Annotated in this window: 27 protein-coding genes, 3 tRNA genes and 1 pseudogene; 11 read left to right on the top strand and 20 right to left on the bottom strand. The window is 61.0% G+C overall.

The genetic code is table 11. From position 1 onward, the window contains the following. Window positions 1–237: pseudogene (locus ACFVYI_RS35240) on the bottom strand (hypothetical protein); the annotation flags it as partial. A gap of 142 nt (window positions 238–379) precedes the next feature. On the opposite strand from ACFVYI_RS35240, the gene ACFVYI_RS35235 reads away from it, so the two are divergent. Further along, complete coding sequence (locus tag ACFVYI_RS35235) at window positions 380–1918, top strand: recombinase family protein (RefSeq protein WP_387893179.1); 1539 nt, start codon at window positions 380–382, stop codon at window positions 1916–1918. 49 nt (window positions 1919–1967) lie between these two features. Here the strand turns inward: ACFVYI_RS35235 and ACFVYI_RS35230 are convergent, their stop codons facing one another. From ACFVYI_RS35230 to ACFVYI_RS35140, 19 genes are all read right to left on the bottom strand, one after another. Continuing rightward, on the bottom strand, window positions 1968–2414 hold the full coding sequence (locus tag ACFVYI_RS35230; protein ID WP_387893176.1) for a deoxycytidylate deaminase: 447 nt from the start codon (window positions 2412–2414) through the stop codon (window positions 1968–1970). A 327-nt stretch (window positions 2415–2741) separates the two neighbouring features. Further along, a complete protein-coding gene (locus ACFVYI_RS35225; RefSeq protein ID WP_387893175.1) occupies window positions 2742–2987 on the bottom strand; it encodes a hypothetical protein in 246 nt (81 codons plus the stop codon). Between the two features lie 126 nt (window positions 2988–3113). Continuing rightward, window positions 3114–4910, bottom strand: a complete 1797-nt coding sequence (locus ACFVYI_RS35220; protein WP_387893174.1) for a DNA polymerase — start codon at window positions 4908–4910, stop codon at window positions 3114–3116. A gap of 94 nt (window positions 4911–5004) precedes the next feature. After that, a complete protein-coding gene (locus ACFVYI_RS35215; protein ID WP_387893172.1) occupies window positions 5005–5187 on the bottom strand; it encodes a hypothetical protein in 183 nt (60 codons plus the stop codon). 400 nt (window positions 5188–5587) lie between these two features. Continuing rightward, window positions 5588–6289, bottom strand: coding sequence for an FAD-dependent thymidylate synthase (thyX, locus tag ACFVYI_RS35210; RefSeq protein ID WP_387893170.1), 702 nt, complete (start codon window positions 6287–6289; stop codon window positions 5588–5590). Between the two features lie 75 nt (window positions 6290–6364). Beyond that, entirely contained in the window at window positions 6365–6904 is a 540-nt protein-coding gene (locus ACFVYI_RS35205) for a hypothetical protein (protein WP_387893167.1), read from the bottom strand. A 71-nt stretch (window positions 6905–6975) separates the two neighbouring features. Further along, window positions 6976–8982 (bottom strand): ribonucleoside-triphosphate reductase, adenosylcobalamin-dependent, encoded by a 2007-nt coding sequence (gene nrdJ, locus ACFVYI_RS35200; RefSeq protein WP_387893164.1) that lies wholly within the window; start codon window positions 8980–8982, stop codon window positions 6976–6978. A 14-nt stretch (window positions 8983–8996) separates the two neighbouring features. Continuing rightward, window positions 8997–9125, bottom strand: a complete 129-nt coding sequence (locus tag ACFVYI_RS35195) for a hypothetical protein (RefSeq protein ID WP_387893161.1) — start codon at window positions 9123–9125, stop codon at window positions 8997–8999. Between the two features lie 83 nt (window positions 9126–9208). Next, window positions 9209–9760, bottom strand: coding sequence for a hypothetical protein (locus ACFVYI_RS35190; protein ID WP_387893158.1), 552 nt, complete (start codon window positions 9758–9760; stop codon window positions 9209–9211). Next, on the bottom strand, window positions 9760–10569 hold the full coding sequence (locus ACFVYI_RS35185) for a metallophosphoesterase (protein WP_387893155.1): 810 nt from the start codon (window positions 10567–10569) through the stop codon (window positions 9760–9762). The genes ACFVYI_RS35190 and ACFVYI_RS35185 overlap by 1 nt, the downstream gene beginning before the upstream one ends. Window positions 10570–10768: 199 nt before the next feature. Beyond that, on the bottom strand, window positions 10769–11125 hold the full coding sequence (locus ACFVYI_RS35180; protein ID WP_387893153.1) for a DUF3310 domain-containing protein: 357 nt from the start codon (window positions 11123–11125) through the stop codon (window positions 10769–10771). Window positions 11126–11232: 107 nt separating this feature from the next. After that, window positions 11233–11832 carry a toprim domain-containing protein gene (locus ACFVYI_RS35175; RefSeq protein WP_387893150.1) on the bottom strand — a complete coding sequence of 200 codons (600 nt, stop codon included), beginning with the start codon at window positions 11830–11832 and terminating at the stop codon, window positions 11233–11235. Next, window positions 11756–12145, bottom strand: a complete 390-nt coding sequence (locus tag ACFVYI_RS35170) for a CHC2 zinc finger domain-containing protein (RefSeq protein ID WP_387893147.1) — start codon at window positions 12143–12145, stop codon at window positions 11756–11758. The genes ACFVYI_RS35175 and ACFVYI_RS35170 overlap by 77 nt, the downstream gene beginning before the upstream one ends. A gap of 112 nt (window positions 12146–12257) precedes the next feature. Then, window positions 12258–12680 carry an endonuclease VII domain-containing protein gene (locus ACFVYI_RS35165; protein WP_387893143.1) on the bottom strand — a complete coding sequence of 141 codons (423 nt, stop codon included), beginning with the start codon at window positions 12678–12680 and terminating at the stop codon, window positions 12258–12260. Then, a complete protein-coding gene (locus tag ACFVYI_RS35160) occupies window positions 12673–13020 on the bottom strand; it encodes a hypothetical protein (RefSeq protein ID WP_387893140.1) in 348 nt (115 codons plus the stop codon). Before ACFVYI_RS35160 ends, ACFVYI_RS35165 begins: the two co-directional genes overlap by 8 nt. A 76-nt stretch (window positions 13021–13096) precedes the next feature. After that, complete coding sequence (locus tag ACFVYI_RS35155) at window positions 13097–13918, bottom strand: AAA family ATPase (protein WP_387893137.1); 822 nt, start codon at window positions 13916–13918, stop codon at window positions 13097–13099. 132 nt (window positions 13919–14050) lie between these two features. Next, a complete protein-coding gene (locus ACFVYI_RS35150) occupies window positions 14051–14830 on the bottom strand; it encodes a RecB family exonuclease (RefSeq protein ID WP_387893134.1) in 780 nt (259 codons plus the stop codon). Then, entirely contained in the window at window positions 14827–15186 is a 360-nt protein-coding gene (locus ACFVYI_RS35145) for a hypothetical protein (protein ID WP_387893131.1), read from the bottom strand. Before ACFVYI_RS35145 ends, ACFVYI_RS35150 begins: the two co-directional genes overlap by 4 nt. Window positions 15187–15461: 275 nt before the next feature. Next, the gene (locus ACFVYI_RS35140) at window positions 15462–15968 is read right to left on the bottom strand and encodes a hypothetical protein (protein WP_387893128.1); all 507 of its coding nucleotides are present in this window, start codon (window positions 15966–15968) and stop codon (window positions 15462–15464) included. Between the two features lie 391 nt (window positions 15969–16359). Here ACFVYI_RS35140 and ACFVYI_RS35135 point away from each other — a divergent pair, with 391 nt between their 5' ends. The 10 genes from ACFVYI_RS35135 (at window position 16360) to ACFVYI_RS35090 (ending at window position 22830) form a co-directional block, all read left to right on the top strand. Further along, window positions 16360–16686, top strand: coding sequence for an HNH endonuclease (locus ACFVYI_RS35135; RefSeq protein WP_387893125.1), 327 nt, complete (start codon window positions 16360–16362; stop codon window positions 16684–16686). Window positions 16687–16717: 31 nt separating this feature from the next. Then, window positions 16718–16790: transfer RNA gene (locus tag ACFVYI_RS35130), tRNA-Pro, on the top strand. Between the two features lie 29 nt (window positions 16791–16819). Then, window positions 16820–16894 (top strand) — tRNA-Trp (locus ACFVYI_RS35125). A gap of 56 nt (window positions 16895–16950) precedes the next feature. Continuing rightward, window positions 16951–17023: transfer RNA gene (locus ACFVYI_RS35120), tRNA-Ala, on the top strand. 240 nt (window positions 17024–17263) lie between these two features. After that, complete coding sequence (locus tag ACFVYI_RS35115) at window positions 17264–17689, top strand: hypothetical protein (RefSeq protein WP_387893122.1); 426 nt, start codon at window positions 17264–17266, stop codon at window positions 17687–17689. 12 nt (window positions 17690–17701) lie between these two features. Next, window positions 17702–19279 (top strand): hypothetical protein, encoded by a 1578-nt coding sequence (locus ACFVYI_RS35110; protein WP_387893119.1) that lies wholly within the window; start codon window positions 17702–17704, stop codon window positions 19277–19279. A 111-nt stretch (window positions 19280–19390) separates the two neighbouring features. After that, the gene (locus tag ACFVYI_RS35105) at window positions 19391–20728 is read left to right on the top strand and encodes a phage portal protein (RefSeq protein ID WP_387893116.1); all 1338 of its coding nucleotides are present in this window, start codon (window positions 19391–19393) and stop codon (window positions 20726–20728) included. Window positions 20729–20769: 41 nt separating this feature from the next. Continuing rightward, the gene (locus ACFVYI_RS35100; RefSeq protein WP_387893113.1) at window positions 20770–21291 is read left to right on the top strand and encodes a hypothetical protein; all 522 of its coding nucleotides are present in this window, start codon (window positions 20770–20772) and stop codon (window positions 21289–21291) included. 73 nt (window positions 21292–21364) lie between these two features. Beyond that, complete coding sequence (locus ACFVYI_RS35095) at window positions 21365–22450, top strand: hypothetical protein (protein ID WP_387893111.1); 1086 nt, start codon at window positions 21365–21367, stop codon at window positions 22448–22450. Next, a complete protein-coding gene (locus ACFVYI_RS35090) occupies window positions 22450–22830 on the top strand; it encodes a hypothetical protein (protein ID WP_387893110.1) in 381 nt (126 codons plus the stop codon). Before ACFVYI_RS35095 ends, ACFVYI_RS35090 begins: the two co-directional genes overlap by 1 nt. Window positions 22831–22849: the final 19 nt, after the last annotated feature.

Below are 22849 nucleotides of genomic sequence, written 5' to 3'. Positions count from 1 at the left end.
CATCCGGCCTCGGATACCGGGCTTTGCACCCAACTCAACTTCCATGTCGAGCTGGGACATCCGACCCCTCATGTACGGGTCCACCGAGAGGTAGGCGTTGCGGACCAGGATCTCGCCCGGCCCCGGGGTCCGGACCGGCGCCTCGACCAGCGCGAAGTCCGTGACGGCCGGCCAACCCTGCGGGCGCTCGACCAGGTGCCACTCACGACCTGTGACGGGGATCACTCGTTCTGACATTCTCTGCTCCACATGAAAGGTTGAGATGCTGAAGCAATCGTGCACATGAAAGGTTCATCAAGTCAAGTACTTTTGACCCGCACATAGCGCCCGAAATGACGGACTGTTGACAGAGAGTGACACCAGGCAGCAAGCTGCTCGGATGCCACAGAACCAACTACGTCGGGTGTTGCTCGCCAAGCGCATCTCCGACGACAAGGGCGAAGTCTCAGATTCCATCGAGGCCCAGGACAAGAAGCTCCGCGCTCGCGCCCACGAAGAGGGCGTGATCATCGTGGGTGACACAGAAGACCTCAGCGTCTCGGGGGACGTGGATCCTCTGAATCGTCCAAAGCTCGGCCCCTGGCTTCAGGAACACAATCGAGAACGCTGGGATGAGATCTGGGTCACCACTCAGGACCGCCTGAGTCGAAGTGAACCCCACGTGATGGCCCTCGTCTTTGAGGTCCTGAAGTGGGGCAAGTTGATCGTCGTTCTGGACGACCCGGAGTTCACCAACCAGATGCAGACCCCCGAGGGTCGCGCCATTCTGCACGTGAAGAGCTTGGGCCCTCACAAGGAGCTGGAGCGGATCAAGCAACGAGTCCAGGACTCGCACGATCGTCGCCGATACACCAACCGGTGGCCCGGAGGTATCGCCCCATACGGCTACAAGATCGTCCACAGGTACGAGAACGGGAAGACGGCCGCCTACCTTGAGCTGGAAGAGGAGGCGGTGACCGAGCTCCACCGAATGCGCGGGGAGATGATCAACGATCGTGACGTCACGTTCACGAAGATTGCCCAACGGTTGAACGCTGAGGGCGTCCTGACCGCCCGGGACCGAGGCCGGGTAGCCAAGGGCAAGCCGGTGAGGGCTCGCCGCGGGGCGGAAGGCACACCAGAACGTTGGTCTGAGACCTCTGTAAGGAACGTGCTTACGGACGAAGCCTGCCTGGGCCACAAGAAGCATCGCAAGGAGGTCATACACGACGAAAATGGCTTGCCCATCCTGCTTGCTCCTCCGGTGTTCACGTCAGAGGAGTGGTCGACTCTGCAAGCGGCAGTTGACCGCCGGCGCCGGACTGGCGAACGGAGGGTCAACGACACCTCGCCCATGTATGGGGTGGCTCACTGCGGAGAATGCTCCGCCAAGGCCGTTCACAAGGTCTCGCGCGTCGTGAACGACGAAGGCATTGAGGTTGTATATCGGTACTACCAATGTGGTGCATGGCCCAAGGAGAACCGATGCACAGGTGTCAGCTGCCGGGCTGAGGTGGTGGAAGAGATGGTTGAGATCCACTTCCTTCAGGAGTACGGCCACACGGAGGTGACGAAGCGCGTGTGGGTGCCGGGTAGCGACTCCAGCCAGGAGCTTGCTGAGGTCCTGAAGCGCATGGACCGCCTTCGCCGCCAGGATGAGGAAGGCGACTGGGACCATGACCCATCCGGCTACCGCAGCCGGATGGACGGCTACAAGGCCCGAAGGGTGGCGCTTGAGGCCATGCCTCGCATCCCGTCGGCCTGGGTCGAACAGGGCCAGGGCATGACGTATCTGGCGCTGTGGCGAACCCTGGATCTTGAAGGCCAGCGAAAGCAGCTCATTGACTCCGGCTTCCGGATGATGGTCGGAAGCAAGACAGCTTGGCTGGTGAAGGTACCGCTCACCGGGAGCAACGAGTTGGAGCCGGCTGAAGCCTGACAGACACGAAACGGACCCCCCGCAATCGAAGTGCGGGGGGTCCGTCGTGTTACTTGGTACCAGGTATCAGCTCGTGTTGCGAGCCGGCAGGGTCGGTCCAGACGACTCGTACCACGCCCACCCCTGCAATGAGCTTCAGGCAGTCGCCGCAGGGCTCCCACGTGACGTAGAGCGTGGCGCCGGCCCGCTCCTCCGGGCGAGACCAAAGGATCGCGTTCCACTCAGCGTGGTACTCGATGCAGCCCTCGTAACTGGAGCCGTGTGGGGCCCCTGAGAGGCATCGATCGCATCCGCCGGCCTTGCAGCTCGGCTGTCCCGGTGCGGAGCCGTTGTAGCCCGTGCTGAGGACTCGGCGGTCCTCGCCAACGAGGACGGCACCGACCAGCTTCCTCACGCAGTCTCCGCGGGCCTTCACGGCCTCCGCCAGGCCCAGGAAGTAGCAGTCCCAACACGGACGGGCCCAAGGCCGTCCATAGCCCCTGTGGTGACAGCTCACGGGCCCTCCTCAGCGGGCTCCTGTACCAGGGTCCATCTGGTTCGCCAGATCGCCGGCCAGTCCTTCTCTGGGGTCTGACAGCGGGGACAGGGGGCCCCGTCGTGGATGCAGATCACTACGGATCCGTCGTACCGGATCACGATCAAGGTCTCTCCTCGTACCTGTCGCAGAAGGTCACTGGGGTGAGTTGCACGTGCGTCTGGCCTTTCGGGCCTGCTACGACGGTCGTCATTAGGGTGGTGTGGGCTTCGAGACACTTCCGGTCGTCGCAGCCCACCAGGGCCACCGCAGCGAGCGCTACAGCGGCCCCGATCAGGAGCGGTCGTCTCACTCTTCGTCGCTCTCGGGCTCCTCGATGCCGGCCCGACCGGTCTCGGCATCCCAGAACTCCGCAGCCATCGCCTGGGCCAGCTCGTGAGGGACGCCGTTTGAGACGGCTTCGACGTAGACAACGCCGGTGGCCCTTGCAGCAAGCACAGCGGCTACAGCCCGCTTCTCAAAGAGAGCCTGACCGAACTGCTCTTCAATCCCACCCAGAATCTCGGCAAAGGGATCCTGCGGATTCTCACTCATAGGTCCACTCCTCGGCATCATTGTCTTCAGCGCATTCGGCACAGAGGCCGGCATCTACGTGGTCTATAAGGAATAGGCCGATTGCATCGGCGTTCTGACAGTTCTCGCAGTCTTCAATGTCTTCTATCAGTGCTTGCTCTCTTCCAGCTCCAGCACCGACCCCCAGGATTGTTCCCCGATCTCAGCGTCAGCCGGAACCAGAACCCCCTTTACCGTGAACTCCATGATTTGGGCCGCCTTCTTGGCAAGTTCGGCCGCTCGCTCCTTGGGGAAGCTAAAGACGATTTCGTCATGCACAATGAGGCGCATCCAAGGGGTGTATCCGGCTGCATCGAGGTTAATAACGGCTCGGGCAGTGATGTCGCGGCTTCCACTTTGGATGTAGTAGTTGAGGGCGGCGTATGCTTTCCCGCGGTCGACCGGAAGGCGTCGGCCTGTGACGGTGAAGATGAAGCCCGTCTTTCGAGCCTCTACCATTAGTCGCTCAGCGAGCTTGCCAACGTACTTGTAGGTGTCATTAAAGGCGTCAATTGTCCTACGGGCGACTTCCAGGCTCACGCCACCCTGTTCAACCAGCGCCTTTGGGCCGCCCCCAAACACCGTGAGAAAGTTGGCCATTTTCCCAGTCTTTCGCGTGACCTCAGCAGCGTCAGCCGTGATCTGGTGAAGGTCCTTGTCATGAAGGAATGCATCTATCATGACCGGGTCACGGCTTTCGGCAGCCAGGAACCGAAGCTCCATGTTTCCGAAGTCGATGCTCACACTCACATGACCCTCTTCGGCCAGAAACATGTGTCGGACATACCCATCCCCGGCAGGGAACGTCTGGGCCGGCACACTGCCCGTAATACTCATCCTGGCTGTCCTGGTTTGGAGAGAATTCACCGATGCATGCACGCGATTACGGGAGTCCCGTCCATTGAGCGCATTCTCAAACCAGGTGGTTCGCCACTTTCCGGCCTTGGTTGACTTCTTCACGGCCTCAGCAAGTGGGTGTTCGATGCTGTCCAGGACTTCCGCATCCATTGACCAGTTGCCCTTGGGCGTTTTCTTCGTCAACTTGACCCCGAACCCGGTGAAGGCCTCAATGAGCTGCTTGTCCGAGTTGACGTTTTCGACACCAAACCGGGCAGCGTGGGCTTCCCATCGATCCTGCTCGGTCTTTAGCTCCTCTACCCTGGCTTCGGCGTATCCCACATCCAAGAGGTATCCGAGCCGTTCCATCTTGGCCACGACATGAGCAAGGCGGTGTTCCCACCCGAACAGACCCTTACGTTTGCTCCGCAATGGGACGAGCGGATACAGGATGTGAAACAGCCGGAAGGCAAGTACGGGATCCATACCTGCGTAGAGCAAATATTCCGAATCGAAAGTCTCCACGACAGGCCATACGTCGGCCTTCTTGACCTTATAGCGCTTGGCTATTCGGGTCATGCTTCCCTTTACCTCTTCGGCAAGAGTGGCGTCGATGTAAAACTTCGTGAGCTCTTCCAGCTTTAGACCTGGTCCCTGTTCCTTGACCTGGCGAGGGTCAACGAGGTGGGCTGTAATCTTGGTACACAACGTTTTCGGTGCCAGCTCTTCCAGAGAGACGCCTAGGGTCTCTTCCGAAACATGCTGGTCAAAGTTGGCATTGTGCGCAATGAGCCTCCGAGCTCGTCGGAGAGCCCACGAGGCGGCCTCACGAAACTCCTGGTCGAGTTCTACCGGCAGAACCCAGCTCTCGTGAGCATTCCCGAACTGGGCGAGTCGGATTCGAAACCCGCGGTCAGCATCCCACCAGTTAAGCCCGGTCGTCTCCGTGTCGAATCCCATTACGGGATTGGTCTCTACGAAGTCGATGAAGCCCCAGAGGTCCATCACCGTTTCTACGACGTTGATTCGTACAGGCTGTCGCCGAATGTTGTAGGTGATGACCTGCACGGGACTCCTTACTTACGGGATTCAAGATAGATGTGGGCGATCAGGTAAATCACGGCAAACCCAATAGCACTCCACGTAACGATGGTTGCGGCCATCAGCCGTGGATTCCCTCGTAGACGACAGAGACAATGTCGCCGTCGTACGCTTCGGGGTAGTGCCGAATGTCGTTCTCACCGGCATCGAGCCGTGCAGCGGCGTGCACGTCCTCACACCCCGGGTAGTCCTTCATGTCCGGCTCGTACTCGTAAACGACGGTCACTCGAATCTTGTCAGCCACGCTTTACCCACTCCAGGAGAAGACGACCAATGATGTACCCCAGCAAAATGCCGGGTACGTGATAAAGAACTTCTAGCAAGCCACCTTCTCCTCGCAGAGATGGTCTTTGGAAGCTTGCACGAGGTCAAAGAGAGTCACCATCTGACCGTCGCAGCAAGTACACCCACCGGAGGCCACCGGCTCCTTGCAAGGGCCGTGAGTTAGTTCCACGCCCCCGTTTTCCCAGCCCTCAACGTAAAAGTGCATGAGCCGACTCATCGAAGCTCATTAAGGCATCGGGCCGGCATGTCGCCTGTCCGGGACCAGGACCACAGCTCGCAAGGGGCCGATGCCCAGATCCAGAGGGATCCAACGAGGATCCCGAGGACGGCGACCAGGGCCACGAAGGGGCCAAGGAGTTTCACGGGGCGATCCTTCCGTGTGTGTTGAATGCGGCGTAGGTCACCGGCATGAGCTTCTTAAATTGCTCTTCCATCGACTCAGCGACCATCTCAATTTCTCGCTGTGGAAAAGAGGGGACCTTGGCCGAAGAGTTCTTCGTCCGAAGGCTCAGGAAGTGCATCAGGCTTCGTGCGTTGCAAGTTGCATAGAACGAGGTGTAGAGGCCCACTGGAAGCACTATTCGGGCGACTTCTCGCGCAATACCGCGACTCAGGAGCGACCGGTAGTGCTCAGAGGCCCAGGAGTAGGCCGAGTAGAGGTCGCGACTCAGCGCAGTGCGCTGAAGCTCGGTACCGTCCTCAAATTCGTAGCGACCAGGCTTACCCACCTGAACGAGCTTGCGATGGTCATCCGGCACGTAAAAGACGGGCTGAAGCTCCTTGTAGCGCCCGCTCTCCTCGTTGTACGACCATCCGGCCCTATGACGCATGAATTCACGCGCCACGAAGATTGGGGCCTCAACGTAGAACGTGAAGCTGGTGTGCTCAAAAGGGCTGCCGTGTCGATCCCGCATGAGGTAGTTGATTAGGCCGGCGCCATCATCAGATGTCTCGTAGCGTGCCTCTCCACCAAGGGTGGAGACTCTGGCTGCGCAAGTCACGTCACCGTCTTCGGCAGCATGCTTGATCAGGCTGGCCTGCATATCGGAACGAAGTTCCATAACTCTCCTGGCTGATAGGGGGTCGGGCCGGAGCCCGACCCCCGCATTGTAAGTTTGAGGGCAAAATAAATACCCTTACTTGGCCTTGAAAGTTCCGTCCTTCTGCTTCCACAGCGGTTCACACTGGTCGCCCTTGTTCTGGGCCTGGCAGAACATCGCGGACCACGAGCCCTTATCAACCAGCTTCCGACCGTGCGGGCAGTCGTCGTCACCCAGACCGGACGGCGCCGCCTTGGCAGTCACCCGCCCATTCTCGAACCGCTTTGGGGCCGTATTGCCGCCACCACCACCCTTGTACTGCCCTCGGGCGTAGTCCGCGGCCTTCGCCGTGAGGTCGATCAGGCCCTCATTCTTCATTGCAGTTAGAAGCTCGGCGCCGCGCTTTGCGGTCTCTTCGGCCGAGTGACCCCAAACCGCAGGAGTAAGCCACTCAGCGTCATAGCCGGCAGCCGCCTTGAGAGTGAAGCCGATCTTGAACGGGGCGGAAGTTGGGGTGGTGCTGGCAGGAGTGGTCACAGGCGCCTCCGGGGCGGTTGGGTTCATGTCGTTGGTGGGTGCCGGCTGCGGCTCATCCCACGGGGAGGTCTCGTCAAAGGGGTCCGGGTAGGAGGACATTGGCGTTCTCTTCCTCTGTTTTCATCATGGCGGAGAAATCCCCGCACTGCAAGTTCTTTTGGGTGACTTGCCTACACTGGGCAGGCCCCGTTTGCGCAGGCCTCGTCATACGAGGTGTCAGAACTCGAAATACCTAGACGTGTTGCCTCCTTCTCATACTCCTCGCGGGTGATGCGTTCGTACGGGGCCTGGGCCCGCGACAGCTCCGGGAAGATGGTGCTGCCCTTGAGGTCCGGCATGAAGTCGAGTAGAACCCGCCTCACGTCTTCGACGGTGTACCGCTCAGGGTCCACCGAGGCTGTGTAGCTCACCGCCTGGTCGGCCCACAGTTCCTGGTAGAGCCGCTGGACGCTCAGCATCTCCTCAAGACTCACCTGGCCGGCGTGCTGAACGCTGGACGGGTCCAGCACCTCACTGATCAGGGCATCCCGGGTGGGGATGACGACCACGGCGGTGTTCGCCGCGTAGATGCACGGCTCAACGTGGTAGCCGGCCTGGCGGTACTCCTCGACCTTCCGGACCTCCTCCGGCTCCAGGAGCGAGAACCGGATACGGCGGTTGAAGTACAGGGCGAAGGGGAGGTGAATGCCCTCGCCGGAGGCGCCGGCCACCTTGGAGATGCTTCCGGTCGGGGCGATGACTCGGGACTTGATCGGCCGCGGAATTCGCATGGCGTTCGCGTACTCGGCGGCAGCATCGTCCACCCAGTCGGCCATAAGGGCGAGCGCACTTCGCACGGTCGCGTCGTCTTCGGCCTCTGTGTAAAGAATGCCCTGCTTTGCGAGGAAATCAGCGAATCCTAGGTGGCCCACTCCGATCCGGCGGTACCGCGCGATGGCCTCAGCTGACTTCGGGTCGGCGACCGGGGCGCACGTTGCCCGGATCAGGTAGCGCGTAAGAAGCCTGTGCGCCTGGTGGAGTCCATCGAAGTCGATGAAGCCGTACCGGTCCACGAACTCGGCGAGGTTGATCGAGCCCAGGTTGCAGGGCTCCCATGCGGTAAGCGTGGCCTCACCGCATGGATTGGTGGTGTAGGTGCCGTCCACCTCGCCGACGGCGGTCAAGTCCGAGTTCCAGAAGCCCGGTTCCCCGTTGCCGCGAGCGCCCGCGGCAAGCTGGTCGAGGACCAGGGCCGCCTTGGAGTTTCCGGCCTCCGCCTGCTCGATGAAGCGTTCGTCCACCTCAACGGAGATGTTCGTGGTCCAGTGCCGAGTCATGTCGGCCTTGCAGGAGAGGAACATCTCGATCTGAGAATCCTCCCAATGCATGATCGCCATCCGAGCAGAGCGACGGACACCACCCGAGACGATGCACCGAGCAATCTCGTGGTCGATGCTCATCGCGTCCATGCCGGAGAGCGGCCAGCCGGCAGCGTCCGCCAGGATCCTGCCGACCTCAGCCAACATCTCGGCGAACGGTGCAGGGCCAGAGGCCGTGCCGCCGAAGGAGCGGAGCGCGGCGCCCTTGTGGCGGACTCGGGTCACGTCGTACACGCGGTCCTGGTGCACTACGTCATCACGGTGGGCGGTGCGGATCAAATCGCCCAGGGCCTCGGCCCAACCCTCCCGGGAGTCCTCGACGCTGTAGGCGCCGGCCCAGGTGTGGGCGTACTCAGTGGAGATCAGCCCGGCCTCAACCATGTCCAGGTAATCCGGGTGGGCCGGATCGCAAACGACGTGCACCTTGAGTGCGTTCTCGACGGTCGGGAAGTCGTGGAGGTAGCGATTTGAGTAGTTCGCTCCTACGCCGCCTCCCTCGGCCAGGCGAAGGAGGGTGAAGGTGAAATGCTCCTCCGGCTTCTCCGGACTCCAACCCGCGGCCCAGCAGTTGTTGAGTGCGAAGTCGTTCACCCCAGAGGACTTCAGGTGCCGGCCGGCAGGCATCACCCGAAACCCCTGGATGAGGGCGGTCAGGCTCTCACGCTCGCCTGGTTCAATGTACCGGTCATCGACCAGGTTGAGGTTTCCGGTCACCGCCCGCTCTACGGTCTCGGGCCAGGTCTCCAGTTCACCGTTCGGCTTCTCACGACGGTAAGTGCGTTCATAGACGGTCCGAGCGGTCTCAGTCTTGAAGGTCATGCAGTGTCTCTCTGTCAGAAGGGTGGAAAGACGCCCTGAGCATCGGTAAGCATCTCGCTCAGGGCTCGAAGGTCAGGAAGGGCAAGGACGAATTCAGCCGCTCCCGCGCCGTTGCTGATGCTGACATAGGTGTTGCTGTTCACCGAGTCGTCGTAGGTAACTTCGATCTCGACTTCGCGAGTTTCACTGACTCGCCGCTTGTATAGCTTCCGAGTCTCGATCACAATCACCGCCCCGTTCGGATGTGCGAGTTCATAGCAATTGCGAGGGCATCAACGGCTCGATATCCGGTTCGGAGTTCACCATCGCTTCGGGCAGGCAGCCCGTAGATGTAGAGCCGCATTAGAACCTCGCGGTACTGGTCCGTGAGCTTCTTGAGGCCGGCGCTCGCGTCAAGTCGAGCTGAGGTGATGTTGTCCGAGATTCGGCACTTCGAGAGGTCATCCTTCTTTCCCAGCATGCTGGAGACCTCGTCATCCGTGTAAATAAAGGAGCGGAGGGTGTTTCGTACCTCGTCGGGGGTGTAGTAGTACTGGTCATCGACCAGGTCCCGGTAGTTCTGCTCCTTAGACGCGTGGGCCTTCGCAACTCGCCAAGCTAGGCGTCGAATGAATTCCTCGTCGTCGGCCTTCTTGGCTACAAGGGCCGCCTGCTCGACAACATGCAGCATAATTTCCTGTCGCACGTCATCGGCCTCAACGATGGGCCACTTGAGGGCCATCTCCTTGGCAACCTTCAGCGCGATCTCATCGATTCGCTTCCAGTCCAGCTCATCCACTATGCGGCCTCCTTCTTGGGAGCGAACTTGCCGCTCACGCGCTTGATTTCTCCGAACCGCTTCCCCTCGACCACGAATGAGCCGTCATCCTCGACTGGGATTGCATGGGGTGTTGCGCCGTACTTGCCTGCGTAGAAGAGGCCGAAACCCTTCTGCCAGTTGGCTGGACCGTTCTTGAGGTAACCAGCCTGACGAACGTCCATGAGGTGACCGACTTCAAAGCCATAGATCGTCCGCAGCTTGCCGTTGTGACCTGTGGTGTGAGGCGAGATGGCGAGCCGGTGAGTGTGACCCATGACCACGCTCACGCCGGCCTTGACGGCCTTCATGCGGGCGGTGGCACCCGGCACCTGGTTGAGGCCCGGGGACTCGTGCCCGTGGATGGCGACCCAGCCCGGGGCAAAGCCGTAGTAGGGCTCTGCCTTCTCAACCTCGTAGGCCCGAAAGTCCAACAGGTTCTCGAACTTGTAGAACTGATCCTCCGCAGCGAGCGCCGGCGCCCGGCTGGCGAGGTACTTCCGCGGTCGTTCGTCGTGGTTGCCTTCGAGTACCTTCACGCGGCCCGCGTAGACGTCGCGGAGCGGCGAGAGGAACGCCTTCTTCGCGTACTCGCTGTCCCGAATCACGTTGCCCTCAAACTCGGCTTTCGAGCCGACGGACCAACGGGACGGGGCCGGGTAGTCCACCAGGTCACCGATCTGGATCACCTCGTCCGGCTGGTACTCGCCGATGAACGCGATGACGTTTCGCAGGGCCCGCTTGTCCTCGTACGGAAGCTGGGTGTCACTGATGACGACGATCCGCTTCAAGCCGTCTCCTCTATCTGGTGTGCGACGCGCTTCAGCGCACGACGGATGCACCGGGCTTCCCGGGCAGAAATGTTCACGGAGACTCGGTTCGGACTCGGGCCCTCATAAACCAGGTCGATGCCGATGAACCGGCCGCCGAAAGTCTGGACCTCGAAGTAGAACGGCTTGGCAAAGTCAATGTCCCCAAACTGAATTCGCCTCACTGCTGGGCCTCCAACTGACCGATCTCGTAGTCGATGTACCAGCGGGCCTTCTTTAGGTCCTCAACGGTTCGGCCCTTGAAGTCAGCCCGCATGAGGTACTTGAGAGCATTCCCGCGCACGAAGTTGAAGTGTGCAGTGATGTCGATGACCTCCAGGCCGTTGGGGAGCCAGGTGTAGTGACCCGGGTGGTTCACCGCATCTGATCCCCGCATTGTAAGTTTTGGGGCAAAAGAAAGATCGGCATTTGCCAACAGGGCCTCGCTTTCGCGCGTCAACTCGTCTTGGGAAAAGGCAAGTTCTCCACCGTCGGGAAACTGGACCTTGTAGGGGTAGGGGACGTAGGTTCCGTTCACACCTGTGATGAAACCGAGTCGATTGGCGTATAGCCGGGCCGCTGGACTGAGCTCTCCGTCAATCGGGCTCGCCACGATAACCCGATCCCCCACCCTGAAACGCAGTTTCACAGTCCCAACCTCTTTCGGTACTCGTCAGCCCCGTGGGTGTAGGTGAATGAATTAATATCGTGTCCGCCGCCGAGGTTGATCACCTTGCCGTTCGGCATCTCCGCAGCCCGCTTGTCGGCTGCCTTCATCCCAGCTTCGTCGTCGTCCGCAATGATGAAAACGACTTCATAGCCGGCGAACGCTGGATCGAAGTGCGGGCGCCAGGCGGAGGTTCCCTGTGTCGCAACACATGGAACACCGGCCAACTCGGACGCCTGGGTGTCGAACTCGCCCTCCGAGAGGGCGATGTGCGGGCTTGGAACGATCAGCGCCGGCGTGTTGTAGAGCCGGGGGTGATCACCCGGAAGGGACTGGTACTTGCCATGCCCCTCGTGCTTCTCCCTGCGAGTCGGCGCCAGGTACTCCCCCTGCTCATCCTTCACACACTCGTCGCGTATGCAGCGGTAGCGAACGGTTGCAACGCCGTGTTCTCCTCCCGCCGGCCGCCGGTAAGGGATCGCAAGCATGCCGGTCATGCGCTCATGACCAATGAGAGCCGAACCGACGTAGCCGATCCCGTACTTCGTCGCCGCCGGCCCCAAACCGCGGGCGGCCATGTAGGCCTCGGCCGGGCTGCCGGCGTACTGGCCAAAGTAGCTCCTCGCCGCCTCCACCGAACCGCTCACGTGCGAACTCTTGGGCCTCTCGGAAGCCACAGCCCTTCTCTCTCTGGATTACGTCGTAGCTGTCCTCTGTCACATCACAAACGAAGCACGACCAACGCTGTTTTTCGGTATTTGCCGATGCACTCGGGTTCTCCTCAGGGTGGAGGGGGCAGAGGATCTTCTGCCACCCTCCACGCTCACGAAGTTGAATCCCGTAGTAGTGCCTCAGAACCTCACTGATCGGCGGCTTCGGGCTTAGGGTCATCCCCGACCTTCCGAATCGTCACGGGGAAGTCGTACCGGCGGTACGAGCCGTTTGCGGTCTCGTGTTCCCCGCGCCACTTCCGGAAATCAAACTGAATGCCCTTAGACATGGTTCAGTCCTTGTCGAATGTGTACCTTGGCCCGAGCACTTCCCAGGCCGGATAGTTTTCGAGGTAGTTAGCGGCTCGCCGCAAAACCTCAGGGCGGTCCCGCGCCCCACGGGCCAACAATTGCCCGTTGCACCTCTGACACAGCAGGCCCCGAATGGCCTCGGTCTTATGGCAGTGATCCACAGCAAGGTTCCCGCGTCGGGTCTCTCGGCAGATGGCGCACGCGCCGTCCTGGGCCTCAAAAAGAGCCTGGTAGTCCTCGGCGGTGAGCCCGTAGGTTGCCTGGATTCTGGCGTTCCGCGAGGCCGTGCTTCGAGTGGTCTTACGGCAGGTGGAGCAGGTCTTGCCCTGGGGGGTGAAGAACTTCAGTGCCCGGTTCTTATGGCACTTCTTGCAGGTCCGGTAGCCGGCCCGCGGCTCAGGCATGCACCCTCAGTGTCTGTTCCAACCGCAGCTGAACCTTCATGTCGTAAAGGCCCTGGGCCAGCTCCCGAAGGTGGCCGAGCTTCACCACCTGCCATGCCTGTTCGCCCTTGAGCGGGGCTGAGATCACGGCCAACTCGATACCAGTGCCGGACACTCGTACTAGGTCACGGGCAAGTCGCCAAAGGTTGATGCGGCGCTTGTCATGGATCTTAAGGACGATGGCAACCAGGCCGCCGCCGTTCTCCTCGATCTCACTTTCAGGGATCGAAGGATTCTCCCGAAGGAGAGTGGAAACGATTTCCGGCTCTATGGTGTAGCCGTTTCCGAAGAACTTTGCCATTGCGTCTTCCTCCTGAGCTCAACCATAGATCAGCAATCCCCGCACTGCAAGTCTGTTGTTTCTGTCACGATGCGGACTAGAACTCGGCGAGGACATCCGACAGCCGCATATTGGCGCGGTCAAAGTCGTACGACGAGAAGGTCTCTCCGGAAGAGTCCTCAAATCCTTCACGATTCTTCACGGGAGACACATGGAGCACCCTTCCGTCCATGCCGTCGATCTCCTTGAAGATGGTCAGGATCAGAGAGGGAACCCGCCCGATCTTCCCCTTCACGCCAGAGAGAGGGATGGGCTTCAGGCCGTCGGAGTACTCGCCAACAACGTGATGCAGGCCAAGAACGTGAGCATGTGTTTCCCGGGCCATCTCTGACAGGTACTCACATAGGCCTTCGAGGCTGAAGGTGAAACTCTCAGCATCGCCCACAACGCCAGCATCGACATTGGTCACGTTGTCAACCACGATCAGGTGGGGGAAGCAACCGAACACCTCGAAATAGCATGCCAGGTCGGTTTCAATGTCCCGCTGCGACGGTCGTGCCTCGTAGTTGAAGCGCACCCACCACCGCTTCCCGAGGGCGGGGGTGTACTCCTCGAAGTCACCCTCAACAAGCTTGCGCTTGATGACCCTCACATCGTTGCCAGTGATGATGGCGGTTGCCCTGGAGAGCTGTGTGGCTGCATTCGAGTCGGCCGAGAAGTAGAGGCAGGGGAGATTGCCGTACATGGCCAGGTTGGCGGCAAAGAGGGACTTTCCGGTTCCCGGGCCAGCCGCTACGAGGCTGAACTCCCCTCGTCGAAAGTCGACTTCATGCTTAGCCAGTCCACGAAAGGGCGATGGCAAGGGCTCGCCGGCCGCACCTTTCACGGTGACCGACTGAGTGAGTGAATACAACAACACCTCCCCGGATAAGGTGCGGGGATCCGGTTCCCCAAATCCCCGCACTGTAAGTTCATGAGCGGAAAATAAGCCCGCACTTGGCGGGCGCCTTCCCTCTTCTCAGACTAGGTCAAAAATCCCCGCACATCAAGTTCATGCGGATGAAAAAGAGCACGCATGCTTCATGTCACAGAACCGACACAAGAAACCAGGCCTGGGCTCGAAGCGACCTGCCTTGACGCCGGCGTCCATCGCGGCGTACCGCTCGCCCACCTGGTCGGCCGTCACGGCAGTCAGGTTGACCGCCCTGGACAGGCCCCCGTTCTTCGCCAGATACCAGTCACCCCGGTTCACGGTCACGCCGTGTGCCAGCTCGACGGCAACCTTGTAGGTCTCCAGCTGGAACTTGCTCTTCATGCTGCCGGTCTTGAGGTCCCGGACTCGTACCGAGCTGGCCTCAGTGACGAGCTGGTCTATGTACCCGCGGACCAGGACCCCACCCAGCTCAACCTTGAAGTACAGCTCCAGAGCCTCCTTGTCCTCGGCCGTCCTCCAGATGTCCGGCTGGTGCTCCTGGGCCCACTCGACGTACCGAGCCGTCTGTTCTTGACCCAGCACGTATCGACGCTCAATGTCGTCACCGCCAGAGATACCGGCCGCGAGCCAGCGGTCCATGTTCGGCTCTTGATCCAGACCCTTGTTGATGAGAGTGCTGTACTCGTCGCTGAAAAGCTGGACAGCCTCCTCTGCCCCCATCTGCCGGCCTGATCGCTCGACGGCCTCAGCGGCGGCATGGAAGGCCGTTCCGTGGTGACTCCAGGCCGCCGGCAGGGGGGTCACACGTTCTACCCGCTGCAACCAAAAGCGCCAGCCACACTTCTCATACTGCTCAGTCTGGCTGACGCTTCGGGGCATGCTTTCTACGTTGGTCAAGCGACCACCACCTTCGGGCAAAGTCGAACGTATGTATGACGGGGGCTGTCGGGGAAGTAAGGGTGCGGCCAGTCATTTTCCTGGCGTTCGACCTCGATGTCCCGAAGGCGAGCACTGATGCGCGCCAGGACCTCGTTCTCCAGGTCGATGAACTCCAGAATCTCAGCGTCCGTAAGGTCGTTTCCATAGCAGATGTCCCAGTACTCCCCAACGGGGCAAGCCTCATGATGGATAATCAGCAGCGAGTCCGAACGAACTACCCGTGTAGAAACGGTCTTGCTCGCCTCAATCTCCGCCGCAACCAGTTCCCGGCGCGGCAAAACTGCCGGCAGAGATGGGCGAACGGTGAGGGTCATGCCGCCTCCTAAATTGGCCACACTACTTGTGGCATGGATCAACTTATCTCACGCGCCACCGACAATCCCCGCACTGCAAGTGTGACGCTAGTCACATACTCGGCAGTAGGTGTTATTTCTGATGGAGGGTCAGAAATACCCGAAGGCCCAGGTCACGAAGCTATGTCTGGGGCATAACAAAACAGGTCTCACACCTGGTGAGACCTGTTACGACGTGCAAGGTTGGGCAGCCGGCGCCCGCGGGTGCCGCCCCCCTCGGCGGGGGCTTCCTTGGCTCACCTCGGCTCCCCTGACCTGGGGCCCAGACCGCCAGGCAGGCGCCAGATGTCCGACTCTTCACCTACGGGACGAACCTTGTCCCTTGGCCATCGGATGATGAAGTCCTCATCATCCGGAGTGCGCGGAACAAAGAAGAAGCCGTCTTCCCGGCTGTAGTCGAGGACATGCCCTCTTCTACGCATTGTCTTCTCAAATGAGGCCGCGGTCGCAAGGTTTCGATCGCTCAATTCCTTGTCCCCAAGGCGGACCCTTAGGTAGTACCTCAGCGACTGGGCCTTACTCGTCTTGTGATGACTGCCCGCCCCTGGATGGGACACCACCGACCACACCGAGCCCACCAGCTCACTGACCTCGTCGATGATGGCGTTACGTTGAAGTCCAAGCTTCTTCCATCGCCAGCTCACCGCCTGAGTAGTTACACCGTACTTGTCAGCAATGTCCCGATCCGACACGCCGAGTGCAAACAGCTTCGACATTTCGGCGTCGGATGGCAGTTGCGCCATGTCATTGGTCCCTTACTGAACATATGTAATTGGGGGCCTTCGCGTCGGATGCTACAGGTCCAGACCCCGCACTGCAAGCGTGTCAAGCCCTCGAACGTGCGTTCGAACCGCCTCTCAATGTGACCTGTGTCTCACTTCCGTCAAAGGTGCCCGATGAGCTTGTCCTTTGACACATACATCATTAGTGAGAGAGCGAGTGAAACGAGCGAACGAGCAGGAAGAATTCACTTCTGAGTTCAAACTAGAACTACTCGGTAAGTGAGTTACTTCATCTACCTAAAGACTCCTCCTCCTTGTTGAGACTTCAATCTGACTCCAAGGATTTCTAGGAGGACGGCCCCGGCTGCCAGACCAGCATCCGGCCGGGGCCCTCATACGACCAGTCAGGGAGGTGCCCGTGCCCAGAGCCAAGTCAGTGTGTCTGCGAGACGGCTGCACCTCCCTGACCGTGCGGGACGGGCGATGCGGGGACCACCAGCTCCGCCGATCATGGGATCGGGTCTCCCCGCGGAACGCGACCCGTCCGAGTGACTGGGCCAGCAGGCGGAGCAAGGTTCTGGCGAGGGACCGCTTTCGTTGCCAGCGCTGCGGAGCCCGCGAGCGCCTGGAGGTCGATCACTTCGTGCCGGTTGCCCGAGGCGGCTCGTGGGAGCCAGACAACCTCTGGACCCTGTGTCGGCCGTGTCACCAGGTGAAGACGTACAACGAGGATCGCTGATTTGCACCGGCCGGGAAGTCCGGCCGGCCTTCTGGTCGTAGCGCAGTTGGTAGCGCGCCCGGTTTGGGGCCGGGATGTCGCAGGTTCGAACCCTGCCGATCAGACGAGGTGCCCGTGCCGGATCACGGGATATAGGGGTGTAGCTCAGCTGGTAGAGCAGCGGTCTCCAACACCGCGAGCAGAGGTTCGAGCCCTCTCACTCCTGCCATGCGGGTCGCTCCCGCAGGTTCCCGCCGTCGCCCTGATCAGGTGCGGAGGGGAACGGTGCTGGTCGTCCAGCGGCCTAGGACTCCTCCCGTGCAGGGAGGCAACGCCGGTTCGAATCCGGTCCAGCACACACGAATCAATCCGCCTGTCCCCTCCCTGGGGGCGGGCTTCTTTCATTCATCCCCCGGAGGCCCGCCATGTCCGCCGACTGCACTGGTCGCTGTGATGACTGCCCCTATACCTGGTGCAGCCCAGTGCCGGCGCGGCCCCCGCGAGCGGCCAGCCGGCGGGACTGGCGCCAGGATGCGCGCGCTGAGCTTGACGACCTGGCCGACCTGTACGACCTCGACCCGAGCCGGGTGAGTCTCCGATGACCAGAGGGCCGAAGCCCAAGTCCAACGCCATCCGCAGAAACGTTCATCCTCACGCCCAGGAGCTAACGCCGGATGCCCAGCCCGGCCGGGAACTCCCCCGCGGCCTCGGCATCACTACCAGCGGTGCCCGTCGCTTCTGGAAGACGTGGGCAACCTCGCCGCAGTCGGCTCGCTGGGCTGAGACGGACTGGGCCGAGCTGGAGATCACTACGAAGCTCGTAGACGGCCTCTACCAGGGCGATTTGAAGCTTGCCGGAGAGATCCGCCAACGCGTCGCCAAGTGGGGCGCGACCACGGAGGACCGTGCTCGCCTCCGCATCTCTATCGAGCCCGAGCACCAGGACCAGGACGCCGACCAGGCGCCGGCCGAGATGACCCCCACAGACCTCGATGAGGAGCTGTATCGACTGCTGAATTCGTAAAGAGGTGGACCCTTGCAGACTGGCAATTTGCCTGCGGGGGTCCCGGCTCCGAACGAAACTCTCGGCTATCAGGTCATTCGCTGGTGTCAGAAGTACATCGTCCAGCCGGACGGCGAGCGGGCTGGTGAGCCTTGGGAGTTCACTCCCGAGCAGCTGAGGTTTGTCCTCTGGTTCTACGCCATCAACCCCGATGGGACCTGGCGCTACAGCGCCGGCACCCTCCGAAGGGCCAAGGGCTGGGGTAAGACCCCGCTCCTGGCGGCCCTGGCGATTGTTGAATTTATTGGGCCATGCCGATTTTCGCACTGGGATGTCTTCGGGCTCCCGGTAGCTAAGCGGGTGCCCCTGCCTACGGTGCAGATCGGTGCTACGGCGCTCGACCAGACCGATCAAACCATGGAAATGATCCGAGGCATGCTCTCGGAGTCCCCGGCCGAGAAGGAATTCGGCCTGGACATCGGCAAGGCCGTCATCCAGTTCAAGTCTGGGAAGCCGGGAACGATCCGGCCGAAGGCGACCGCCGGCCGTACCAGCGAAGGTAACCGGCCCACCTTTTGCCTGATGGACGAATGCCATCACTGGGTGGGCTCCAATGGGGGTCCTGACTTCTATCAGACCCTCAAGCGGAATATCGAGAAGACCACTTCCGCGGGCTCTCGGTGGGTCTCCACCACCAATGCCTACAACCCTAACGAAGATTCGGTTGCTCAGCAGATCCACGAGAGCGACATGGTCCGTCAGGGCTTCTGGCTGTACGACTGCCTTGAAGGCGACATCGAGGCTGGCGAGCTTCGCGACGAGGAGAAAGTCAAGGCCGCCCTGGTCGAGGCCTACGGAGATGCCACCTGGGCTGACATCCCCGGTCTGACCCGAACCATTCTCTTCGACCGGACGACCCCGGATTCCACCTACCTCCGATTCTTCTTCAACACCATCGCTGAGAGTAGCGACGGCTGGATGAGTAAGGCGGAATGGGAATCCTGCCAGGACGACGAGGATCCCATAAAGCCCGGCGATCAGATCGCAATCGGCTTTGACGGGAGTATCCGAGGTGACGCTACAGGGCTTGTCGGCGTTCGCCTCCGGGACGGGAAGCTTTTCGTCCTGGGGCTCTGGGAAAACCCTCGTGATCCCCGGCAGCCGGATTGGGAAGTTGACGTCCTGGCGGTGGAAGCCGCCGTTTCCCGGGCCTTCTCGACTTACCGGGTTGAGTGGATGTACGCCGACCCTCCGTATTGGCAAGAGAACATCGGTCGGTGGGCTCTGGAACACAACGATGGTCGGGGAACTGACTACGTCTTCGAGTTCTGGACCAATAAGCCGACGAGGATGACCCAGGCGATTGAGCGGTTTCGTACCGCTGTGATGGTCAAGGACCTTCGCCACGACGGAGATGAAAACCTCTCTCGTCACGTTCTCAATGCCGTGACCCGCGAAGTTCCACAGGGATTCCTCATTACCAAGGACAGCCCCCGTTCCAAGAAGAAAATCGACCTGGCCGTGTGCGCCATCCTCGCATTTGAAGCCAGAGCTGACGCTATTGCCGACGGCCGTCTCAAGTTGCGGCGGAGGCGCGTAGTCGGCTTTTAGCGAGGCCCTATGATCGTCCCCCCAACTGGTTATTCCGCGATTGGTCCTCCGACCAGCCCCGTTCAGTGGCTCGCATATCTTCACTCGAAGCTGCCAGGCCCCGGCTCGCCAATGAAGCGATTCGCCGAGTACTACGAAGGAAATCAGCAGAAGCTCGCCTTCAGTCAGATGCGCTACAAGGATGCGTTTCGTGAGGTTTTTTCAGAGTGGCGAGACAACTTCTGCGGCATGATCATCGACTCGGCCAACGAGCGAATGCATGTCGACGCCTTCTCGCTCCCTGGTGATTCCGGAACCAACCGGGATGCCCGGGAGTTTTGGCAGCGGTCGAGCATGGACGCCCTGAGTACGGCGGTCCACCTGGACGCCATGATTCAGGGGACTTCCTACGCCAAGGTCTGGCCCAGTAAGGCTGGCGAGCCCATCATCTCCCCGGCCTCCGTGGAGCGGATGGCCGTCCAGTTTAAGGCCGGCTCCTTGGTCGAGATCGAGGCCGCGGCCGAGTTCAATATGGACTCGTGGGGCCGCGTGGGGGCAACGCTCTGGACTGAGGAATACGTCTACGAGGTGCCGTTCGGTGAGACCGATTGGGAGAAGGGCAAGCTAGCCGCAAACCCCCTCCGGACGGTTCCGGTTGTTGCCTTCAACAATCGAGCCAGGATCCTCGGCGATCCCTTCTCCGACCTTGCCAACTGCGTTCCCATTCAGGACGCAATCAACAAAACGATCATGGATGCCCTGACTGCATCCGAGATGGCTGCCTTCCCCCAGAGGTTTGTCACTGGTCTGGAGATCCAGGAGGACGCTAACGGCAACCCGATCGAGCCGTTCCGGGTTGCCGTGGACAAGATCCTTCAGGCAGAGGACCCAGCTGCCAAATTCGGGGCATTCCCTGCTGCCGATCTCGGAAACTACGTGACTTTGGTCAGCATGCTGGTCCAGCACCTCAGTTCCGTATCCAGGCTCCCACATCACTATTTCCTGGTGAACGGCGGCTCGACGCCTTCCGGTGAGAGCATCATCTCGGCGGAGGCCGGCTTGGTCGCAAAGGTCCGAGAGAGAATGCTTCACTTCGGCGAGGCCTGGGAGCGGGTAATCCGCCTGTGCTTCGCCATCAGGAATGACAAGCGCAAGGATGCCTTTTCCCTGGAAACGGTCTGGAAGGACCCGGAATACAGGACCGAGGCACAGCACATTGACGCCCTTCTGAAGCTTAAGCAGCTCAACGTTCCCGAGGAACAGCTGTGGTCCGACGCCGGATACTCCTCCGCCCAGATCGAATCCTTCCGCGAAATGCGGAGGGAGGACGCCAAGGCGGCTGCCGAAGTTCAGAAGCTCGGCCCACAGCCTCAGCAGGACCCTGCTGCCCTCGCTGCCAAGAAGGCGGCCAGTAAGCCGCCACAGGGCAACGCCGGTAACGCGAACCGGAAGATCCATGAAGCCAAGTAACCAACCTGCCGAAATGGCGAGTTCCGAAATGGAGATACCCCATGCCCGAGACTGAGATCACTCCTGCTTCTGAGACCCCGAACCCGGCCACTCCCCCGGTAACTCCGCCGGCCGACCCGGCCGCGGAGGCCGAGAAGTGGAAGGCGCTGAGTCGGCAGAACGAACAGCGTTGGAAGACGGCTTCCAAGGAGCTGGACGACCTCAAGGCGGCGAACATGACCGACCAGGAGAAGGCGCTAGCTGATGCTCGCGCTGAGGGCCGCCAGTCCGCCCTTTCCGAGGTTGGCACTTCTCTTGTTCAGGCCGAGATCCGTGCCCAGGCCGCTGCGGCCGGCGTGACTGTGCCGACCGAGTATCTGGACCTCGGTCGCTTCCTGGCCGACGACGGTAAGGCCGACGCCGACAAGGTCAAGGGCCTGATCGAGTCGATGCCTAAGCCCTTCACGGAGCCGAAGTTCCCTGACCTTCAGGGCGGCGGCTACCACCGGGGCAACGGTTCGACTGTCACGAGCATGGACCCCAACGAACTCGCCGACCTGATTGCAGGCGGGCGGTTCATCTAGTCCCCTTCTTCTTCTGAGATAGCCCTTCAGCGTTTCTGCTGGAGGGCTTTTTTCATGCCCTCTTGGAGCGCCTATGGCAACCACTCACCACTTCAATCTTGACCCCAAGCAGGTCACCATTGCGGCTCTCGGTCTGCTTGATCGTCAGCTCACCCTGGGCTCTCTGCCGGCCCGGTATTCGGAGCTGAACTTCACTGGTGGCGTCGGTGACGTCATCAACGTCAACCGCGAGTCCCGAGGTATCCCGGTTCAGGCCGGCGGCATTACCGCGCCGATCACCAACCCGATTACCGGTGACAAGAACGTTTTCGCGGCTGCGTCTGACCGGCCGCTTCCGTCGGCCGACCGCAAGGCGCCGACTGGCTTCATCTCCGAGTCCCGTTTTCCGGTTCAGCTCACCACGCTGGCCCAGAACTCCACCGTTCTGAGCATGGAGCAGGTCGCCTTTGATCTGCGCCAGTTCGGTTCTCAGGTCCTTTCGAAGCTCACCCGCGGTTTCGCCGAGTATTTCGACGACACCACCGCCGCTTTCATCAAGGCGAACATCACCCGGTCCGGCCTGACCGCCGGTCAGAAGAACGCGATTGGCGGCGACGTCGCCGTTACGATTCCGGTAGCGGATGGCACCGCGGCGACCCTTTCAAAGCGCGCGCTGAATCTCCGAACCGCGCTGGTGGACGCGCGCCTCGCGCTTAACCTGGCGAATGTCCCGGCCTCCGAACGATACCTGATCGCAGGCCCGGAAATTGAGGCGATTCTGCTCAAGGATCCGGAATTCGTTGCGGTCGATTACAGCGGTGACACCAATGCCCTTCGTCGGGCGACCATTGGCCGGATCTACGGTTTCGATATCGTGATCCACAACAGCTTCGGCCTGGAAATGTTCCTTTTCCACCGCTCGGCGCTGTTCCTGGTTTCGGCTTGCCCGGCCATTCCGATGGGTGCCGTCAACGGTTCCATCCAGAATGTAAACGGCATCGCTACCCGAATGCTGGTGGACTACGACTTCAACCGCAAGGCAGACACCATCGGCCTGGACACCATGTACGGTCTTGCCACCGTCAAGGAGGACCCGGATTACAGCGTTCGGGGAACCGTGATTGGCGAGAAGTTCGTGCGTGGTCTCAAGATCAGCGTCACTGAGCAGGCGACCCCCTAATGACCGTATACGCCTCCGTTGAGGATGTGGCCGCCCGTCTCGGGCGGCCCGTCCCGGACGACGAGAAGCCTCGCGTCTCGGCCCTCCTGGAGGACGTCTCGGCGCTCATTTCCGAGCACTGCAACGGTAGTTGGGACAGGTCAGCTCCTCCGGCCTCGTTCAAGGCGGTGGCCTGTGCCGAGGTGATCCGCTGGCTCGCGGTGACGCCGGGAGTCGTGATGGAGCGCACTGGCGAACTGGAGATCCAGTTCCAGGCCGGCGCCGCAACGTCCGGCCTGTCCGAGGCCGCGAAGTCGGGCCTTCGCCGATACCGGCGAGGCCTCTCCTCCATCCGCCTGACGACCTGGGAGGAGCCACCATCCGGTACACCGAGCCCGTAGAAGTCCGCCGGGCCGAGCT

Source organism: Kitasatospora sp. NPDC058218 (assembly GCF_042882445.1).
GTDB lineage: Bacteria > Actinomycetota > Actinomycetes > Streptomycetales > Streptomycetaceae > Kitasatospora.
This window is presented reverse-complemented; position numbering and strand designations above follow the sequence as displayed.

Excerpts from the sequence above, each read along its gene's own strand:
- ACFVYI_RS35235 (WP_387893179.1), top strand. The coding sequence starts at position 380 with ATGCCACAGAACCAACTACGTCGGGTGTTGCTCGCCAAGCGCATCTCC.
- ACFVYI_RS35225 (WP_387893175.1), bottom strand. The coding sequence starts at position 2,987 with ATGAGTGAGAATCCGCAGGATCCCTTTGCCGAGATTCTGGGTGGGATT.
- thyX (WP_387893170.1), bottom strand. The coding sequence starts at position 6,289 with ATGGAACTTCGTTCCGATATGCAGGCCAGCCTGATCAAGCATGCTGCC.
- ACFVYI_RS35205 (WP_387893167.1), bottom strand. The coding sequence starts at position 6,904 with ATGTCCTCCTACCCGGACCCCTTTGACGAGACCTCCCCGTGGGATGAG.
- nrdJ (WP_387893164.1), bottom strand. The coding sequence starts at position 8,982 with ATGACCTTCAAGACTGAGACCGCTCGGACCGTCTATGAACGCACTTAC.
- ACFVYI_RS35175 (WP_387893150.1), bottom strand. The coding sequence starts at position 11,832 with ATGGCCGCCCGCGGTTTGGGGCCGGCGGCGACGAAGTACGGGATCGGC.
- ACFVYI_RS35170 (WP_387893147.1), bottom strand. The coding sequence starts at position 12,145 with ATGACCCTAAGCCCGAAGCCGCCGATCAGTGAGGTTCTGAGGCACTAC.
- ACFVYI_RS35165 (WP_387893143.1), bottom strand. The coding sequence starts at position 12,680 with ATGCCTGAGCCGCGGGCCGGCTACCGGACCTGCAAGAAGTGCCATAAG.
- ACFVYI_RS35160 (WP_387893140.1), bottom strand. The coding sequence starts at position 13,020 with ATGGCAAAGTTCTTCGGAAACGGCTACACCATAGAGCCGGAAATCGTT.
- ACFVYI_RS35145 (WP_387893131.1), bottom strand. The coding sequence starts at position 15,186 with ATGACCCTCACCGTTCGCCCATCTCTGCCGGCAGTTTTGCCGCGCCGG.
- ACFVYI_RS35140 (WP_387893128.1), bottom strand. The coding sequence starts at position 15,968 with ATGGCGCAACTGCCATCCGACGCCGAAATGTCGAAGCTGTTTGCACTC.
- ACFVYI_RS35115 (WP_387893122.1), top strand. The coding sequence starts at position 17,264 with ATGACCAGAGGGCCGAAGCCCAAGTCCAACGCCATCCGCAGAAACGTT.
- ACFVYI_RS35105 (WP_387893116.1), top strand. The coding sequence starts at position 19,391 with ATGAAGCGATTCGCCGAGTACTACGAAGGAAATCAGCAGAAGCTCGCC.
- ACFVYI_RS35100 (WP_387893113.1), top strand. The coding sequence starts at position 20,770 with ATGCCCGAGACTGAGATCACTCCTGCTTCTGAGACCCCGAACCCGGCC.
- ACFVYI_RS35095 (WP_387893111.1), top strand. The coding sequence starts at position 21,365 with ATGGCAACCACTCACCACTTCAATCTTGACCCCAAGCAGGTCACCATT.
- ACFVYI_RS35090 (WP_387893110.1), top strand. The coding sequence starts at position 22,450 with ATGACCGTATACGCCTCCGTTGAGGATGTGGCCGCCCGTCTCGGGCGG.